Genomic DNA, 17,252 nt, shown 5'->3' on the forward strand with positions numbered 1-17,252 from the left:
GGGCAGGGCCCGCACGCCGCCGCGTGCGGGCCCAAGACCGGTCACCACACCGGCCGTTCACGCCGCCCCGCTACGTGCGCGCGGGGCACTCCTTCCAGGCGAAGTGGTACAGGGTGTTGATGCTGCCGTCGGTGGAGTCCATGGCCATGAAGCTGGTGGTCTTGGGGTCCGCTCCGGTACCGTCCAGCCGCATTTCGGTGTTGATGTTGAAGTAGCGCTCCTCGCCGCAGGGCGCGTAGACCAGCGCGTCGAGGTCGGTCTGGTCGGAGGTCTGCCAGTCGGTGTCGTAGGGGCCGGTGAACGAGTGGCCCTTGCGGGCCGTTTCCGGCTGGCCCTGGAAGTAGTAGTTCGCCTGCTCCAGGCCCTTCACGCCCGAGGCGAGCGAGGCGTAGCCGCGGTAGTCGGCCTGCGCGATGGCGTAGGTGAAGCCTTGCGGGACATGCACGTTGAGGGCGATCTGGCAGTTCTTGCGGGCGTCGGTCGGTTTGCTGGCGCCGCCCACCTGCGCGAGGTACTCGCTGTAGGTGACGGTGAAGGCGGTGTTGTCGGGGGCGACCGCCACGGCGGCGCTGCCGGGGCGGCAGCCCGATCCGTTGACCGTGGCGACGTCGATGGTGATCTTCCCGGTCGGCGGGTCGTCGCCGAATCGGACCGGTGCGGTGGGGGATGCCGAACCGAGGAGCAAGGCTGCCGCAGCGGCACCAGCACTGAGCGTGCTGAGCATGGGCTCTTCCTTCCGGTCGTCCTGGACCCGCGGCGCGGGCACACCAGGAGTGGGTGACGGGTGCATGCCAGCACGGGGATCTCGACTTGACCAGTTCCGCTCCCAAGGATTGGGGCGAACCTACGCCTTGATTCGGACGCGGCGTCAGGAGTTGAGCTCCTCCAGCGTCCTGCCCTTGGTCTCGACGGCGAACAGCGCGATGACCGCACCCACCGCCGCCGCGCCCGCCAACTGGGCGAAGACCAGGCCCAGACCGCCGCCCGCCCCCAGGATCGCGCCCACCGAAACCGGTCCGAGGATGACGCCCGCCCGGTTCCACAGCCCACCGAAGGCCGCGCCCCGGGCCCGGTTGCGCGTCGGGTACAGCTCGGGGGAGTAGAGGTAGAGCCCCGCGTTGACGGCGAACACGAAGAACGCCGTGCAGGACGCGAACACCGCGACCCGACCGCCGGAGGCGGCTCCGACCAGCGTGAGGAGCAGCAGTGCCAGCGCGGTGCCGGCGAACGCGACGACCAGCGCCGGACGGCGGCCGATCCGGTCGATCACCAGCGCCACCACCAGCGTGCCGAGCAGCCCGGCGAGATTCCCGAGCAGCGTGTAGACCAGCGCGGTGGTCAGATCCAGCCCGAAGTTCTTGGTGTAGAGCGACGGCAGCCAGGTGGCGATGCCGTAGTTGACGTAGTACGCCACGAACCACAGGCCGGAAACGACCGCGGTGCGCCGGAGATACCGCCCGGCGAACAGCTCCCGCAGGCGTCCCCGCGTGCCCTCCTCGGCCGCGGCGCCGGGGGCCGGCTCCGGAAGCGGTGCGGCGGTGCTGCGCGCCACCTCCTCCTCGATCCTGGCCAGGGCGCGCTCGGCCTCCTCGGCCCGGCCGCGCGCCAGCAGCCAGCGCGGTGACTCGACGACGTACCGGGGGAGCGCCGCGGCGAGCAGTACGGGAAGCGCACCGGCCACGAACATCGCCCGCCAGCCGAGGTGCGGCACCACCCAGACGGCGAGCAGGCTCGCGGCGGTCAACCCGGCCGGGAAGACCATCTCGTAGAGGAGGACGAAGCGGCCGCGGCGGTCCGAGCGCGCGATCTCGCCGATATAGGCGGCGGCGACCGGGACGACGCCGCCGATGCCCAGGCCCTGGACGAACCGGAAGAACGCGAACCACGCGATGCCACCGGCGAGAGCGACGGCCAGGCTGGCCAGCGCGGTGACCGCGACCCCGAGCGCCACGGTCCGCACCCGGCCGATCCGGTTGCCGAGCGAACCGGCCCCCAGCGCGCCCAGCAGCATGCCGACCGAGCCGGCGGTCACCGCGAACGTGGCCTGCGCGGTCGTCAGATGCCACTCCCGGCTCAGGACGGGAAGCGCGGAGGCGGCCATCAACTGGTCGAACGCCTCGAAGAAGGTGACGGCCCCGATCAGGAAACGGACCTTGATGTGCCAGCGTGAGTGCGGCAGTCGTTCGAGCCTCGCGGCGATCGATCCCGCTGATCCCACGCCGGGCCGGCCGGCCATAGTCACCATGGAGATTCCTTCCGCGAGCAGAGAGGTTGCGGAGACACTGGGAACAGATACCCAACAGCTCCTGCCGGGACGGCATCTGCGCCAGCTGCGAGACCCGGGTGCCGGCCGGTACCCCCGCCCACCGCGACCTCTTGTTCAGCGCCGCCGGACACCCCGCGAACGCCACTGTGAAGAGCTGCGTCCCGCGCTGTGCGTCCACCCGCCTCGTCCTCGCTCCCTGACCCCACCCGGAGGCCCCGATGACCACCACCCCCCGGCCCCACCTCGACCCCCACCAGTCCCGCACCCGCGAACCCACCCCCTACGAACGCAGACTGGCCGCCACCCTGGAACAGATCTTCACCCACGACGGCCACGAACTCGCCTATGTCATCACGGGATTGAACGCACGTCAGATCCCTGCCCCCGACGGCACCCCGTGGACCGAGGAGTCCTTCCGCGCCGAGATGCACCGCCTGGGAGCCTGACCATGCCCCTGTCCACCAGCGACACCGTCGACCACATCTACGCCACCGGCCTGCGCAACCAATGGCACCCGGTCCTCCCCTCGTCCGCCGTCGCCCCCGGCGCCATGCGCACGGTGACCGCACTCGGCGAACAGTGGCTGCTGTTCCGCCGCGCCGACGGCACCCCCGCCCTGCTCGCCGACCGCTGCCCGCACCGCGGCGCCCCGCTGTCCCTGGGCAAGCACCTCGGGGACCGCGTCGCCTGCGGCTACCACGGCATCGAAGTCGCGACCGACGGCACCGTCTCGTCCGTCCCCGGCCTCCCCGGCTGCCACCTCGAAGGCCGGAAACTCGTCCCCTCGCTCCCGGTCCGCGAGGTCGCCGGCGCGATCCTCGCCTACTTCGGCGACGACGCCCACCCCGAACCGGTCGAACTGACCGTCCCCGACCCCCTCGACGACCCCGGCATCGAACCGATCCTCTGCCACGCGCAGTGGAACGCCCCCTGGCGCTTCATCATGGAGAACCTCCTCGACCCCATGCACGGCGCGTTCCTGCACCGCGAGTCCCACTCCCTGTACGACGGCGACACCACCGCCACGTTCCGCGTCCGCGGGACCGACCGCGGCTACGTCTTCGAGAAGACCGACCAGCGGGGCGTCAACTTCGACTGGGTCGAGCTGTGCCGCACCGGCGTCGACTGGGTGGACCTCTCCATCCCGTACCCGCCCTCCGCGGGCCCCGGCGGCCCCTTCGGCATCGTCGGCATGCTCTGCCCGGTCGACGCCGAACGCACCGGCGTCTTCTTCTGGCGCTACCGCCGCGTCCAGGGCTGGCAGCGCGACACCTGGCGCTTCCTCTACAAGACGCTCATCGAGGAACGCCACTGGGAAGTCCTGGAACAGGACCGGATCATGCTGGAGGCCCTGCCCGCCGACGCCGACCGGCACGAGAACCTCTACCAACACGACCTCGGCGTGGTACGGCTGCGCCGCCTGTACCGGGCCCAGGCCGAACGGCAGGCCGCAGCCGCCCCACCGCGATGAGCCCAACCGGCCTGCCCAGCACGGCAGTTCCTCGTCCGCCGCGAGGATCGAATGCGCCGGGCCGTGCGCAGCAACCGCGCGAGGCCCGGCGCGCCGCACCCGGAAACCGACACCCATGGCACGAGTGCGGCGGCGCCGCACGCGGGCCCGCTCCTGCATTTCCGCGCTACAGCACCCGATCCGCCCGCGGCAGGCGCCGGACGAGGTATGCCAGGGCCCAGCACAACGGCAGGGCGAGCACCGCGACGACGGCGAACTTGGCGACGGCCGGGGCGTGCAGCCGGCCGAAGGCATGCCCGAGCGCCACGAGCACCGGTGCGTGCAGGACGTACACCGCGAAGGCGTGACGGGAGAGGAAGGCGGCCGACCGGCCCTGGCGGTTGAGGCGTTCGCGGAAGAGCACGGTCAGGCCGAGGACGACGCCCACCGCGAAGGCGGACTCCCAGGCGGCCGCGGCCAGTGACTGCCAGGTGCCGTGGCCGTCGAACGCCCTGCTGTCCTTCGCGGTGACGAGGACGGGCAGGTAGGCGAGGGTCGCAACGGTCGCGACGGCGAAGCCGAGGCGGCCGGTCCGGCGGGAGAGGGACTGCGGCCAGCCGCGCCGCTGCGCGAGGACGCCAAGCACGAAGAAACTCGCGTACTGCACCGCGTAGCCGGGGGTGGGCAGGCCCAGGAAGGGGACGGACACGCCGTTCGGCACGAGGACGCGCCAGCCGTACGTGGCGAGGGCCAACCCGATCGTGAAGAGGACGACGGCGCGCGGCCGCAGCGGCCGCGGCATCGGCCGGTCGATCGTCGGCGGGCCGGCCGCGGGCCCGCCGGCCGCGGGCCCGCCGGCCGCGGCCCCGAGCCCGTGGCGCCGGGAGGCCCGACGGCGGACGAGGACGTAGAGCAGGGCGAACGCCAGGAGCACCTCCGCGAACCACAGGGGGCCCGGGTCCCAGCTCACGAGGTAGTAGATCCAGTAGGGGAGGGCGTCACCGCGCGCGGCGAAGACGGTCCGCAGATGGAGGAAGCCGCCGAAGTCCGTGACCGGACGGATCAGCACCAGGAAGACGAGCAGCGGGATGCCGAGCCGCCTGAGCCGGTCCCGGAGGAACGGCCGCGGACCCTTGCGGTCGTACGACGCCGGGGTGAAGTACCCGGCGATCATGAAGAAGAAGCCCATGAAGAACGCCTGGTTGAGGACGACGAAGGCGTCCAGCGCCAGTCCGGTCCAGTCCTTGGCGGGCTCGGTGTAGTACCAGGCGGGGATGTTGCCGTAGGTGACGGCGGTGTGGTGCAGCACCACCAGTGCCGTCAGCGCGATGCGCAGGTTGTCGATGTAGTACAGGCGCGGTGGCCTGGGATCGGGTGTCCCGGCGGGCGCTATCGCCCGCCCGAGGTCGTGTGCCATCGGTTGTCTCCCCCGTTCGGTGGTCTGTTCAGGATTCGACCCGGCGCTCCGCCTGGTCGGCTGCCTGGCCCGCCGCCCGGCTGTCCGCTCGGGTGGCGTGCCAGAAGAGGTCGGTGAGCTCGTGGGCGTGCGCCATCAGGTCGTGCTCGGGATGGGCGCTCCAGTACGCGAACATGTCGTCGATCCCGCCCTGCAGCGTGACGGCCATGACGCGGGCGTCGAACGCCCGGAGCTCCCCGCGCTGTTGGCCCTCGCGGAACACGCTCTCGACGTGGGCGTAGAGCGGCTCGCTGGAATCGGGGCCGTACCTCAGCCCACCGTCCTCGGCGCGAAAGTTGACGAAGATCTCGCCGAGGGCGGTGAGTTGGGAGCGGTGATCGGCCATGTACGTGGCGATCGAGCCGATGTAGACGCGCAGCCAGGCGGCCGTGCCGGTCTGCCCCGCGAGCCGGGCGGCGACGAAGGAGCCGAGACCGTCGTAGACCTGCTCGACGGTCCGCTCGACCAGCTCGTTCTTGCCCGCGAAGTGATACGAGATCACGCCCTTGCTGACACCGGCCCGTGCCGCGATCTGAGCCATCGAGGCCTTTGCGAACCCCCGTTCCGCAATGACCTCGATGGCGGCTTCGATGATCTGGGCCCGACGCACCTTCTCGATGAGCGAGCGCTCCGGCTCCGTCTTCCCGCTGTTCCCGTCGCCGAGTTGGCCGCTCGGACCATTTTCTAACCGCATGGCCAAAAAATTAGCCGGTCGGCCAGACGGTGTCCAGCGGAGCCATTGATTCCGCAACGGCCGCATGCGGTGGGTGGGTTCGTGCGAGGCGGTCGGTCGCCCGGCGGCGTGGGGGAGGCCCGGTGCCGGGCTTCCGGGCTCGGGTCTCTGACGCTCCGGCGGCCGAGGGAAGGCGGGGCGTGTTCGACCGGGCATGCCTGGTCAAACAACGTAACGAGTCTCAGAGGCCGTGTAGTTGGGCATGTGGCACGATGCCGCAATGACGAACCTTCCGCCCGTCCCTGCCCCCGTCGTCCCCGAGGGCGAAATGGCCCGGCGCGCCCAGCCGGTGCTCGGTCTGCCGTGTGGTCTGGAGCTGCGCCCCTGGGAGCTCTCCGACGCCGACGCCCTGGTGGCCGCCGGCCAGGATCCGGCGATCCGTCTGTGGAACCGCCTGGGGGTGGAGGCAACGGACCAGGCCCGCAAGCGCATCGAGGCGATGCGTGAACGCTGGCGGGCCGAGCTCAGTGCGATGTGGGCCATCGCGCGGCCGGGTGGCGAGGCCGTCGGGCTCATCGGATGGGGCGACATCGACCTCAGGAACGGCGGTGCCGAGATCGTCTACTGGATTCTGCCGCCGGCCCGCGGTGGCGGGATCGCGGTCGAGGCGGTCGAGCGTGTCAGCCGGTGGGCCCTGGACGACCTCGGTCTGCATCGGTTGCGGCTGTGCCACTCGGTGGCCAACCAGGCGTCCTGCCGGGTCGCGACCAAGGCCGGATACGCCCTCGAAGGCACCCTGCGCAGCGCCCTGTTGCATGCGGACGGTTGGCACGACGAGCATCTGCACGCCCTGGTGCAGGGCGATATCTGATTTCGGTCAGCCCGGCCGCACAGCTCTTATCGGCCTTGTCGGTGGCCGGTTCGTGCACTATCCCCGGTGGCTATTGACTGAGATTCAATGAGAGGGGTGGGTGGAAGTCGCCGCCGCTGCCGTTCACTTCGAAAGCCTGATGGTGAGGTACGTCACCGCGAATAGCGGAACCTGATGCGTGTACACGGCACCCGGCGTGATCTCGGTTGGGGAAAATACCGTCCACGGGGACAGTGCGTGTTAGTTGGAACAACTTTCATGGCATAACATCACCGCTGAAGTACCCCCCGTGTGAAGTGGCAGTTGGGGCACCCCGACCGGGCATCCCCATGCCGTTTCGCAGCTGATGAACATCAAGAACTGGCGCCGCTCACCCCGCGGTTCCGGTTCTTCCGAATGCCGTAAAGCAGGAAAGTAATGCCTGTTCAAAATTTAACGGAACTCATACGTTTCGTGCGCGCCAACTCACCCTTCTACCGTGAGCTCTACGCGGGCCTACCCGACAGGGTGGAGGAGTTAACCGAACTCCCCGTCATCCCGCACGACGCATTCTGGCGGGCCAATACGCCCCGCGACAACCGCCTCCTGACCGGCCCGCTCGACGAGGCCGTGGTTTTCAAGAGCGGTGGCACGACCGGGGCACCGAAGTTCTCCGTCTATACCCGCGATGAATGGCGAGAATTCACCTCGGCGTTCGGTGAAGGACTCGTCGAGGCCGGCCTGCGCCCCGGCCACCGCGTCGCCGACCTCTTCTACGCCGGCGAACTCTACGCAAGCTTCAACTTCATCCTGGACTCCCTCCACCGGGCACCCGTCGCCAACCTGCGACTGCCCATCGGCGGCGCCGCGCCCCTGGAATCGACCGTGCACACGCTGGACGAGTTCGACGTCGACGTCGTCGCCGGCACCACCACGACGCTCTGCGGCCTGGCCGACCACCTCGTGCGCGAGGGGCGCCAACTCCCCAAGGTGGAGATCCTGTTCTTCGGCGGCGAGGGACTCTTCGAGGACCAACGGCCGCTGCTGCGCAAGGCGTTCCCGCACGCACAGGCCCGCTCCATCGGCTACGCCGGCGTCGACTCCGGACTCCTGGGCCAGGCCGTCCCCGGCCCGGACCCCCGCCTCCACCGCGCGTTCACGCCCCACACCGCCGTCGAGATCCTCGACGAGAACACCGGCGAGCCGCTGACCCGCGAGGGCGTCGCGGGACGCATCGTCGTCACCGACCTGCGCCGCCGCCTGATGCCCATCATCCGGTACCCCGTCGGCGACCGCGCCGAATGGACCGACATCGCCGCCGGACACTTCCGCATCCTCGGCCGGACCGAGGAAGGCGTACGGATGGGCGCGGTGTCCCTGTACACCCAGGACGTGCACGAACTGGTGCGGGCCGCCGACCCGGCCGGCCTGGTGATCGGCATGCAGCTGGTCGTGCGCCGCTGGGACGGCCGCGACGGACTGGTGCTGCGGCTGGCCGTCGACGGCGGTCCGGGGCTCGATGCGGGCGCGGCGACCGGCGAGGACGGCGAGCCGAGCGAACTGTCGTACCTGGCCGCCGCCATCGTCAAGGAGATCGGCGCGGCCCGCCCGATGTACGCCGACGAGGTCGACGCCGAACGCATCCACCCGATAGCGGTGGAATGGGTGGGGCACGGCCAACTGATCGTCAACCCGCGCACCGGCAAGCTGACGCGGGTCATCGACGAACGGCCGCACGCATGACCGCGAACCCGGCTCCGCGCCGACTCCCGGTCGTCCTGCGCAACCCGGCCTTCGGCACCGTCTGGGCGGCACAGGTGCTCACCCAGGCGGCCAACCGGATGTTCCAGGTCGGTGTGGTGTGGTGGCTGGTCGGGCACGCCACCGGCGGTGGCGACGGCCGCGGCCTGGCCTCCGGGGCGTTCCTCGCGGTGAGCACACTGCCCGCGGTGGCGCTCGCCCCGCTGGTGGCCCGCGTCATCGCGCGCCGCCCGCACCGCACGGTGATGGCCTCCGCGGCCGCCGTGGCCGGCCTGGTCGCGGCCGTCACCGCCGGATGGACCTCGCTGGCCGCACCCCCGGCGTTCCTCGCGTACGCGGCCGCCCTGCTGCTGGCCGGCTGCCAGGCACTCTTCGACCCGTGCCTGACCACCTCCGTGCCCGAACTCGTCGACGACGCCGACATCGAGGCCGCGACCGGCTTCGAACTCGCCACCCAGTCCCTGGCCGGCCTGGCCGGCGGACTGCTCGGACCGCTGGTGGTGGATGCCTGGGACCTGACGGGCATCGTGGCCGGCTGCGGCGGCGCGTACCTCCTGGCCGCCGTGCTGGTGTTCCTGACCCGCTTCCCCCGGGAGGCCACCGCACCGGGGGAGACCGCCCCGTCCGGCGACGCCCCCGCCCAGCGGACGCTCCGTCAGATCCTGGGCGACCATCCCTTCATCCGGCGGGTGTTGCTCTGCTTCACCGCGGTGAACGTCTTCACCACCGCCGTCTACGTCGTCATGCCCCTGTATACGCGGAACGTGCTGCACGCACAGGGGTCCACCGTGGCCGCGTTGGAAACGGCCCTGGGCCTGGGCACCCTCCTCGGGTCGTTCACCGGCGCACGACTGCCGGGATCCCCGACCACCATCGGCGGGGCCTGCCTGGCGCTGATGGCCGTCGCCCTGGGCACCCCCGGCGTGCTCGCCGACCGCCCGGCGGCGGTCGTGGCCCTGGTGGTGGCGGGCTGGTGCGTGGGAGTCATCGGCGTGCGGTTCGTCGCCCTGTTCCAACGACTGGTCCCGACGGCCGACAAGCCGGGGTTCTTCGCCATGATGCAGGGGCTCCTCGGCGCCACCTTCCCGCTGTCCTCCCTCGTCTTCGGCGCGCTCGGCGACCACCTCTCGCCGCGCACCCTGTGCCTGGTGCAGGGCGCCGGGCTGATCCCGCTCGCCGCGGCGCTGTGGTGGTACGGCCGGCGCGGTGCGGCCCCGCAGGACGCCGACGGCGAGGACGCCACGACGGTGTCCGGAGCGCCGGCGCCCGAGCCGGCCGTGCCCGCCGCGGCCGCGGCCGGCAACGCACCGCTGGGGGAGGCCCGGTGAACAGCACCATCCAACCGGCGACGCCCCAGGACATCGCCGAACTCAGACAGCTCTACTTCGACGTCTACGGCCACGGCTACCCGGTGGCCCTGGGCAGCGATCCGGCCGTGATGCACCGCCTGATCACCGATCCGCACAGCCATTGGCTCACCGCGCGCCGGACCGACACCGGCGAACTGGCCGGCTCCGTGGTCGTCCAGACCGACCGCGGCAACCGCCTCGGCAAGCTCGTCGGCCTCGCCGTCCACCCGTGCCACCGCCAGGGCGGCCTGGCCGGCCGGCTGACCGGCGCGGTCACCGCCGACGCCTTCGCCACCGGCGCCCTGGACTCCCTCTACACCACCGTCCGCATGGTCACCCAGGCACCCCAGCGCGTCGTCGCCCGCAACGGCTACCGCCCGCTGGGCCTGCTGCCCAACGCCGCCGACGTGTCGGGCTGCGAGACCCTGGCCCTGTTCGCCTGCTACGCGGAAGGGGTACTGGACCGCCGGGAACAGGCGACTGCCGTCCCCCGGGCAGTGGCGCCCCTGCTGCAAGCGGCCGAGGAGAGCACCGGCGTCCCCTACCTCGCGGCCCACGCGCCGGCCACCGAGGACCTGGCCCCGCCGGCGTCCTCACCGGCCGGCGGCACCGCCACCGCCACCGCCACCGCGGCGGCCGGCACCGCGACCCTGACCGCCCCCGCGGCCACCCGCACCCACACACCCCTGGAAGTGATCAACGCCCCCGGGTTCGTCCGTCGCCGCTTCCGCGAGCTCTTCCCCGACCCGGCCGGCGCCTACACCCCGCTGTGCAGCCCGAACACCGTCCTCACGGCACCGGACGGCGCCTTCGAGATCTACGCCGCCCTCGACCCGGCGGCCGGCAGCTGCGCCCTCGTCGCGGTGCACCCGTACCCGTCGGCCGCCGCCGGAGCCCTCAACTCGCTCATGGCCACGCTCAGTCGGGCCGGCGCCGACTACGTCGAGACGCTGGTGCCGCTGTCCGACACCGCGGGGCTGCACGCGTTCCTGAGCGCCGGGTTCGTCCCCAGCGCCTGCTACCCGGCCATGCGCCGGGTCGGCGACCGCTTCCAGGACCACGTCGTCCTCTCCCGTACCGACCGCCAGATCGACTTCCGGACCACAGCCGTCAGCCCGCTGATCCAGCCCTACCTGAGCGCGTACCTGACCGCCTGGGCGTCGACCTATCTGCCCCAGCACGAGGTTGCCCGATGAACCCCCATCTCGCCCCCGTCGAGGTCCCCGACACCGAGGCCCTCGCCCACGTCCAACGCCTCTGCGACCTCCCGGCGCCCTACACCACGGGCCCCGAGGCCGACGCCCTGTTCGAGGCCGCGATGGCCGAGTCCCACGCCTGGCACGCCGGGCGCTCGGACCTCTTCCGGTCCCTCCTCGCGGACACCCCTAAGACCCCGGCCCCGACCGTCGGCGCGCAGATCCGCACCCCGCTGCTGCACGCCAACTTCTTCAAGCGGCACGAGGTGCTCTCCATCCCGCGCGAGGAGGTCTTCCTGCACCTCACCTCGTCCGGCACCACCGGTCAGAAGTCCCAGATGTTCTACGACCGGTGGACCATCCGCTCCGCCCAGCGCATGGTCGCCCGGATCTTCGACCACTACGGATGGATCACCCCCGACCAGCCCGTCAACTACCTCCTCTACAGCTACGAACCCGCACCGGACCTGCGGGTGGGCACCTCCTTCACCGACAACTACCTGTGCGACTTCGCACCGGCCCGGCACACCACCCACGCCCTGCGCCACACCGGAACCGGCCACGAGTTCGACGTGCACGGCACCATCGACGCCCTGCGCCGCTACGCCGAGGACGGCCTGCCGGTACGCATCCTGGGCTTCCCGGCGTTCCTGCACTTCACCCTGGAGCGGATGCGCGCCGCCGGCATGCCGCCCCTGGACCTCCCGCCCGGCTCCCTGGTGCTCCTCGGCGGCGGCTGGAAGGGCCACGCCGACCGCAGGATCCCCAAGGAGGACTTCTACGCCGAGGTCACCCGGCAGTTGGGCATCCCGCCGGAGCGGATCAGGGACACCTACGGCTCCGTCGAGCACTGCGTGCCCTACATCGAGTGCACCCACCACCGCCTCCACGTACCGGTCTGGTCCCGCGTCGCCATCCGGGACACCCGGACCCTGCAGCCCCTGCCGTACGACCGGCCCGGCTACCTCCACCTGGTCTCCCCGTACATCACCTCGGTCCCGGCGCAGAGCGTCGTGATGGGCGACCTGGCCTCACTCCACCCCGGGGACTCCTGCGACTGCTCCCTGGACACCCCGTGGTTCACCATCCACGGCCGCGCCGGGGTGAGCCGCAACCGAAGCTGCGCGGTGGCCGCCGCCGAACTCCTGAAGGGAATGTCATGACCCGCGAACTCCACTACTGGCAGGGCTCGTTCATCGAAGACGCCCAGGTGGCAGGGCGGCTCGCGGAGCTGCCCGCCCTCGTCGAAGCCGCCCTGGCCGAGCCGCTGTCCACCGAGACGGTCCTGGTGGCCTGCGACACCGTCAGCCACGCCCTTCGGCAACCGGACGGCGAGCTGTACGCCCGGCTCATGGCCGACCTGACCGGCGCCGACGCCGGCGGCGCGGCGGACGCCGACCGCGAGGAGGCCGCCGCCACCCTCGCCGAACTCGCCGACGCCCTCACCCGCCCCGCCCTGGAACGCAAACTGCGGCGCGAACTCGGCGGGCTGCGCCCCGAACGCCTCACCCGCCCCGATGCCCGCGAGACCGTCTACGAGGCATGGGCACCGGTGGGCCTGCTCGTCCACATCGCCCCCGGCAACGCCGCCGGCGTCGCCCCCCTGAGCGTCGTGGAGGGCCTCCTCGCGGGCAACGTCAACGTCCTCAAGACCAGCAGCAGCGACACCGCGCTCGCCCAGCACCTGCTCGCCGAACTCGCCGCCGCCGACCCCACCGGCGCCCTCGCCCGCCGGATCGTCGCCCTGCGCTTCCCCTCCAGCCGCCAGGACCTGATGCGGCTGCTGTGCGCGCCCGCGGACGCCGTGGCCGTCTGGGGCGGCGAGGGCGCCGTGGAAGGCGTCGCGGAACTCGTCCCGCCCGGCTGCCGCCTCATCGCCTGGGGACACAAGATCTCGTTCGCCTATCTGACCCGCGATGCCTGGGCGGACCGCTCCGCCCTCACCGCGCTGGCCGCCGACGTCTGCCGATTCGAACAGCAGGCATGCTCCAGCCCGCAGGTCGTCTACCTCGACACCGAACCGGACGCGCCCGCCGCGACGGCCTCACAACTCTTCGCCTTCGCCGAGGAGTTCGCCATCGTGCTCAAGGAGGTCTCCGGCACCTTCCCGGCCCCGCCCACCGACGGGTCCGACCCCGCCGAGCAGGCCGAGATCACCACCACCGAGCTGGTCACCCGGGCCGAGCAACATCTGGGCCTGACCAAGGTCATCACCGCCGACGACGGGAGCTGGCGGGTCTTCGCCGACACCCGCCCCGCCCTCACCGCCTCCCCGCTGCACCGCACCGTCTGGATCAAGCCGCTGCCCCGCCGGGACATCGTCGCCACCCTGCGACCGATGCGCCGCTACCTCCAGACCGCCTCGGTCGCCGGTGACCGCGCGGACGTCGCGCAGCTCGCAAGGACGCTCATCACCGCGGGCGTGGAGCGCGTCACCCCGCTCGGCGCCATGCTCGACAGCTACCACGGCGAGCCCCACGACGGTGTCTACGCCCTCCAGCGCTACAGCCGACGCGTCAGCGTGCAGGCCCCCGAGGACGTCTTCGCCACCACCCCGTGCCTGGACGACCTGATCGCCCCGGCCGTCACGCCCGCACCGCCCACCGGTCCGCTCATGGGCAAGGCGGAGGCCCAGGAGCAACTGCGTTCCCTCGCACCCCGGAACGCCCAGCTGTACTTCCACAGCGGAGGGACCACCGGAGCCCCGGCCCTGTCCGTCTTCACCTGCGACGACTACGACACCCAGATGCGCGCCTCCGCGCACGGGCTGCTCGCCGCGGGCTTCGACCCGTCCCGCGACCGCGCCGCCAACCTCTTCTACTGCGGGGAGATGTACGGCAGCTTCATCAGCTTCTTCTCCATCCTCGAACGCCTGGAGGCCACCCAGATCCCCATCGCCGCCGGCCTCGACTACGAGGCGATAGCCAAGGCGCTGGTCGCCTACCGCGTGAACACCGTCTTCGGGATGCCCTCCTACCTGTGGCAGCTCTTCCACTCACAGGGCGAGCGGCTGCGCGCCTACGGCGGCATCCGCAAGGTGTTCTACGGTGGAGAGCACTTCACCACCGAACAACGCCGCATCCTCACCGAGAACTTCGGCGTCGAGGTCATCCGGTCGGCCGCCTACGGAAGCACCGACCTGGGCCCGCTCGGCTACCAGTGCACCCACGCCCAGGGCACGGTCCACCACGTCCTGACCGACCTGCACACCCTGGAGATCCTCGACCCGGAGCAGGACCGTCCGGTGCCCGCCGGGCAGCCGGGCCGGCTGGTCTTCACCACCCGCACCCGGGCCGGACAGCGCCTGGAGCGCTACCAGATCGGCGACATGGGCCGGGCCGTCGACGGCGTGTGTCCCTGCGGCAGCCACACCCCGCGCATCGAACTCCTGGGACGGTACGGCGATGTGTTCCGCATGGGCTCGTACCACTTCAACTACCGCCGCTTCACCCAGGCCGCGGAGGAACACCTCGGCTACCGCGGCGAGTTGCAGCTCCTCCTGACGTCACAGGCCGACCGGGAGCACCTCATCGTCCGCCTGGACGGCGCCTACGCACCGGATCCGGACGTGGCCCGCACCGCACTGCTGACCCACATCACCGAACTCGGTTCGGCGGTCGGCCCGGAGGAACTGCTCACCTGCACGGTCGAGATCGCCGCCACCTCCGCCTTCGAGCGGACCCGCACCAGCGGCAAACTGCGCACCGTCATCGACCGCCGTACGACGGCGAGTTGACCGTAGCCGGATGAGCCCCGCGTGGGGGCGGGGACCGCTGGTCCTCGCCCCCACACGCCTTCCCGCACCGTTCGCCGACCCGCGCGGAGCACCCTCCCTTTTTCCCATACGGTTGACATAATACGGATGGCCGATAACGCTGGAGGTCTCCTGCGAAAGGAAGCGACATGCCTGAACAGCCCACGGTACGGACCGCGGACGGTACGGTGCAGGGCCGCTGGGACCAGAGGAACGCGGTGTTCCGCGGCATCCCCTACGCCCAACCACCCGTCGGCGCACTCCGGTTCGCGGCGCCCGTACCCCCTCACCCCTGGACGGGGACGCGGCAGGCGACGGAGTTCGGCCCCGCGGTGCCGCAGTCCGGGCCGGTGCGCGCGAGCACGGGGGAGAACACGGACTGGCTGACGCTCAACGTCAGCACGCCGGACCCCGGCTCCGCGGGGCTGCCGGTCCTGGTGTGGATCCACGGCGGCGGCTACCTCGCCGGAACCGCCGCCGACCCCATGTACGACCCGACCCACCTGAACGCGGCGGGGCTCGTCGTGGTGAGCCTCAACTACCGTGTCGGCGCCGAGGGATTCACGCTCCTCGACGGTGCACCGCCCAACCGCGGACTCCTCGACCAGCTCGCGGCGCTGGAGTGGGTCCAGCGCAACATCGCCTCGTTCGGCGGGAATCCGCGGCACGTCACCGTCGCCGGACAGTCCGCCGGGGCGGGATCGATCGCCGCCCTGCTGACGATGGCACCGGCGCGCGGCCTGTTCCGACGCGCCCTCACCCACTCGGTGCCGGGGAACTTCTGCACCCGCGCACTGGCCGAAGAGGTCGCCACCGCCCTCGCCGACCGGCTCGGCGCCGCACCCACCGCCGCCGCCCTCGCCGAGGTCGCCCCCGCCCGCCTGGCCGAAGCGCTCACCTCCCTCAGCGCCGATCTCCCCGCCCGGTACGCGCGTTGGGGCCGGCTCGCCCAGACCGGTGTCGCCGTCTGTCCCGTCCTCGACGGTGACGTCCTTGCCGAAACGCCCTGGGCCGCGCTGACCCACGGCCGCGCGACCGGGACCGAACTCCTCGTGGGCCATACGCGCGATGAGTTCCGCCTGTTCAGCGTGATGGCCGGACGGGCGGGCGGGTTCACCGACGAGGAGGCCCGCACCGCCCTGGACCTGTTCGCCCCGGCACCGGACGGACCACGCCGCTACCGCGCCGCCGCCCCACAAGCCACCCCGAGCGAACTGCTGGAGACGGTGTACTCCGACGCCCTCTTCCGGATGCCGTCACTGCACCTGGCCCGGGCCAACGCCGCGGCCGGCGGTACCTCGTTCCTGTTCGAGCTGTGCCTGGCCGCACCGGCTCTCGGCGGCGCCCTCGGCGCCTGCCACAGCCTCGACGTCCCCTTGGCGTTCAGCTCATGGGACAGCCCCACCGCCCGCGATCTCTTCGGCGACCCACCCGCCCCCGAGGCCCGCGCGGTGTCCCGGGAACTCCACCAGGCATGGATCCGTTTCGCCACCACCGGCACCCCCGGATGGGCCGCCCACCGCCCCGACCGCCGACTCACCCGCGTCCTGGACACCAGGTCCACCACCGTCCCCTATCCCGAACAGCACTCCCATCGCATCTGGGAGAACCACCTCCCGACCCCCTTCGGCCTCTCCGGATAGCATCGGGCTCCCGGACCCCGGGAACGGGCGCACCGCTCCAGCCGACAGGCGGCGCCCCACACGCCACGGGGGCCGCGGAGCAGGAGAACGACCCTTCGACCAGCGCGAGGCGATCCGGATCCATGACCACAGCACGAGACCTGACGTTCATCGCCACGGATGTGACGGCCGGCCACTCCGTTCCCCAAGGCAACCTGTCGCTGGCCCTCGCCGGAGCCGAGGCGATCGACCTGCTCAGCGCCGACGCGCTCACCCTGGACGACGAGCGCATCGTGCCGGGCCACCACCCCACCATGGCCGATCCCTTGCTGGAGCAGGCCGCGTCGTCGCTGGTCCGCGAGGCCCCGTACGAGACGATCGACGACTGGCTGTGGCGCCGGGGGCGCGCTCTGTCCACGACCTATCTGGCGCACCTCGAAACGGAAGGACTGCTCAGACGGGAACGCCGGGGCGTCTCCTTCCGGAAGGACCGCATCGTGCTCGCCGAGTCGCCGGAGCGGTCTGCGGCGGCGCAACGCCTGGCATCGGGGGAGCCGGTCCTCGCCGCCCTCGCGGCGGCCATCGAGATCGTCGGCGCAGGCGGGGGAGAGCGTGAAGGCGGGGGAGAGGGCGAAGGCGGCGCATACGACCAGGTCACGTCCAACGCGCCGAGCGTGGACGACAACGGCATCGACACGGTGCTCGCCGCGGTCAACGGCGCACTGATGGAACTGGAGGCCATGCGGCAACGCCGCGCCATCGAGCAGGCGGCCTTCGACAACATCTGGCGCGGCAACTGACGCCTGCGCAGCGGCGGCCCCGCAGGTGCCTGCGGGGCCGCTCGCTGCACACCTCGGCCGGCCGAGGGTACCGTT

15 protein-coding genes are annotated in these 17,252 nt (G+C 71.6%); 11 read left to right on the forward strand and 4 right to left on the reverse strand.

What is annotated here, in order from left to right; all coding sequences use genetic code 11:
• Positions 1-70 precede the first annotated feature (70 nt).
• On the reverse strand, positions 71-724 hold the full coding sequence (locus tag ACIQE0_RS19930) for a DUF4360 domain-containing protein (protein ID WP_366338481.1): 654 nt from the start codon (positions 722-724) through the stop codon (positions 71-73).
• 144 nt (positions 725-868) lie between these two features.
• On the reverse strand, positions 869-2,245 hold the full coding sequence (locus ACIQE0_RS19935) for an MFS transporter (RefSeq protein ID WP_366338479.1): 1,377 nt from the start codon (positions 2,243-2,245) through the stop codon (positions 869-871).
• Positions 2,246-2,271: 26 nt separating this feature from the next.
• Between ACIQE0_RS19935 and ACIQE0_RS19940 the strand changes: the two genes are divergently transcribed.
• From ACIQE0_RS19940 to ACIQE0_RS19950, 3 genes are read left to right on the forward strand one after another with little or no spacing between them, the layout of a single operon-like run.
• Positions 2,272-2,466: a 2Fe-2S iron-sulfur cluster binding domain-containing protein gene (locus ACIQE0_RS19940; protein WP_402333804.1), complete on the forward strand. Its 195-nt coding sequence runs from the start codon at positions 2,272-2,274 to the stop codon at positions 2,464-2,466.
• 18 nt (positions 2,467-2,484) lie between these two features.
• Entirely contained in the window at positions 2,485-2,712 is a 228-nt protein-coding gene (locus ACIQE0_RS19945; protein WP_402333807.1) for a recombinase-like helix-turn-helix domain-containing protein, read from the forward strand.
• A gap of 2 nt (positions 2,713-2,714) precedes the next feature.
• Positions 2,715-3,737, forward strand: coding sequence for a Rieske 2Fe-2S domain-containing protein (locus ACIQE0_RS19950; protein ID WP_402333810.1), 1,023 nt, complete (start codon positions 2,715-2,717; stop codon positions 3,735-3,737).
• Positions 3,738-3,903: 166 nt separating this feature from the next.
• Here ACIQE0_RS19950 and ACIQE0_RS19955 read toward each other — a convergent pair whose 3' ends face one another.
• Together ACIQE0_RS19955 and ACIQE0_RS19960 are read right to left on the reverse strand one after the other, a co-directional pair.
• The gene (locus ACIQE0_RS19955) at positions 3,904-5,133 is read right to left on the reverse strand and encodes an acyltransferase family protein (protein ID WP_402333812.1); all 1,230 of its coding nucleotides are present in this window, start codon (positions 5,131-5,133) and stop codon (positions 3,904-3,906) included.
• A 28-nt stretch (positions 5,134-5,161) separates the two neighbouring features.
• Complete coding sequence (locus ACIQE0_RS19960) at positions 5,162-5,866, reverse strand: TetR family transcriptional regulator (RefSeq protein WP_402333815.1); 705 nt, start codon at positions 5,864-5,866, stop codon at positions 5,162-5,164.
• 259 nt (positions 5,867-6,125) lie between these two features.
• Between ACIQE0_RS19960 and ACIQE0_RS19965 the strand changes: the two genes are divergently transcribed.
• The 8 genes from ACIQE0_RS19965 (at position 6,126) to ACIQE0_RS20000 (ending at position 17,177) form a co-directional block, all read left to right on the forward strand.
• Complete coding sequence (locus tag ACIQE0_RS19965; RefSeq protein ID WP_402333817.1) at positions 6,126-6,716, forward strand: GNAT family N-acetyltransferase; 591 nt, start codon at positions 6,126-6,128, stop codon at positions 6,714-6,716.
• A 417-nt stretch (positions 6,717-7,133) separates the two neighbouring features.
• Positions 7,134-8,438 (forward strand): phenylacetate--CoA ligase family protein, encoded by a 1,305-nt coding sequence (locus ACIQE0_RS19970; RefSeq protein WP_366338468.1) that lies wholly within the window; start codon positions 7,134-7,136, stop codon positions 8,436-8,438.
• On the forward strand, positions 8,435-9,784 hold the full coding sequence (locus ACIQE0_RS19975) for an MFS transporter (protein WP_402333820.1): 1,350 nt from the start codon (positions 8,435-8,437) through the stop codon (positions 9,782-9,784). Before ACIQE0_RS19970 ends, ACIQE0_RS19975 begins: the two co-directional genes overlap by 4 nt.
• Positions 9,781-11,001 (forward strand): GNAT family N-acetyltransferase, encoded by a 1,221-nt coding sequence (locus tag ACIQE0_RS19980; RefSeq protein ID WP_402333823.1) that lies wholly within the window; start codon positions 9,781-9,783, stop codon positions 10,999-11,001. Before ACIQE0_RS19975 ends, ACIQE0_RS19980 begins: the two co-directional genes overlap by 4 nt.
• Positions 10,998-12,164 carry an acyl-protein synthase gene (locus tag ACIQE0_RS19985; protein ID WP_402333826.1) on the forward strand — a complete coding sequence of 389 codons (1,167 nt, stop codon included), beginning with the start codon at positions 10,998-11,000 and terminating at the stop codon, positions 12,162-12,164. The genes ACIQE0_RS19980 and ACIQE0_RS19985 overlap by 4 nt, the downstream gene beginning before the upstream one ends.
• Positions 12,161-14,737: an acyl-CoA reductase gene (locus ACIQE0_RS19990; RefSeq protein WP_366338460.1), complete on the forward strand. Its 2,577-nt coding sequence runs from the start codon at positions 12,161-12,163 to the stop codon at positions 14,735-14,737. The genes ACIQE0_RS19985 and ACIQE0_RS19990 overlap by 4 nt, the downstream gene beginning before the upstream one ends.
• Positions 14,738-14,904: 167 nt before the next feature.
• Positions 14,905-16,398: a carboxylesterase/lipase family protein gene (locus ACIQE0_RS19995; protein WP_402333829.1), complete on the forward strand. Its 1,494-nt coding sequence runs from the start codon at positions 14,905-14,907 to the stop codon at positions 16,396-16,398.
• A gap of 122 nt (positions 16,399-16,520) precedes the next feature.
• Positions 16,521-17,177, forward strand: coding sequence for a GPP34 family phosphoprotein (locus tag ACIQE0_RS20000; RefSeq protein WP_402333832.1), 657 nt, complete (start codon positions 16,521-16,523; stop codon positions 17,175-17,177).
• Positions 17,178-17,252: the final 75 nt, after the last annotated feature.

Origin of the sequence: Streptomyces sp. NPDC093097 (assembly GCF_044754325.1) — a bacterium.
Taxonomy (GTDB): domain Bacteria; phylum Actinomycetota; class Actinomycetes; order Streptomycetales; family Streptomycetaceae; genus Streptomyces.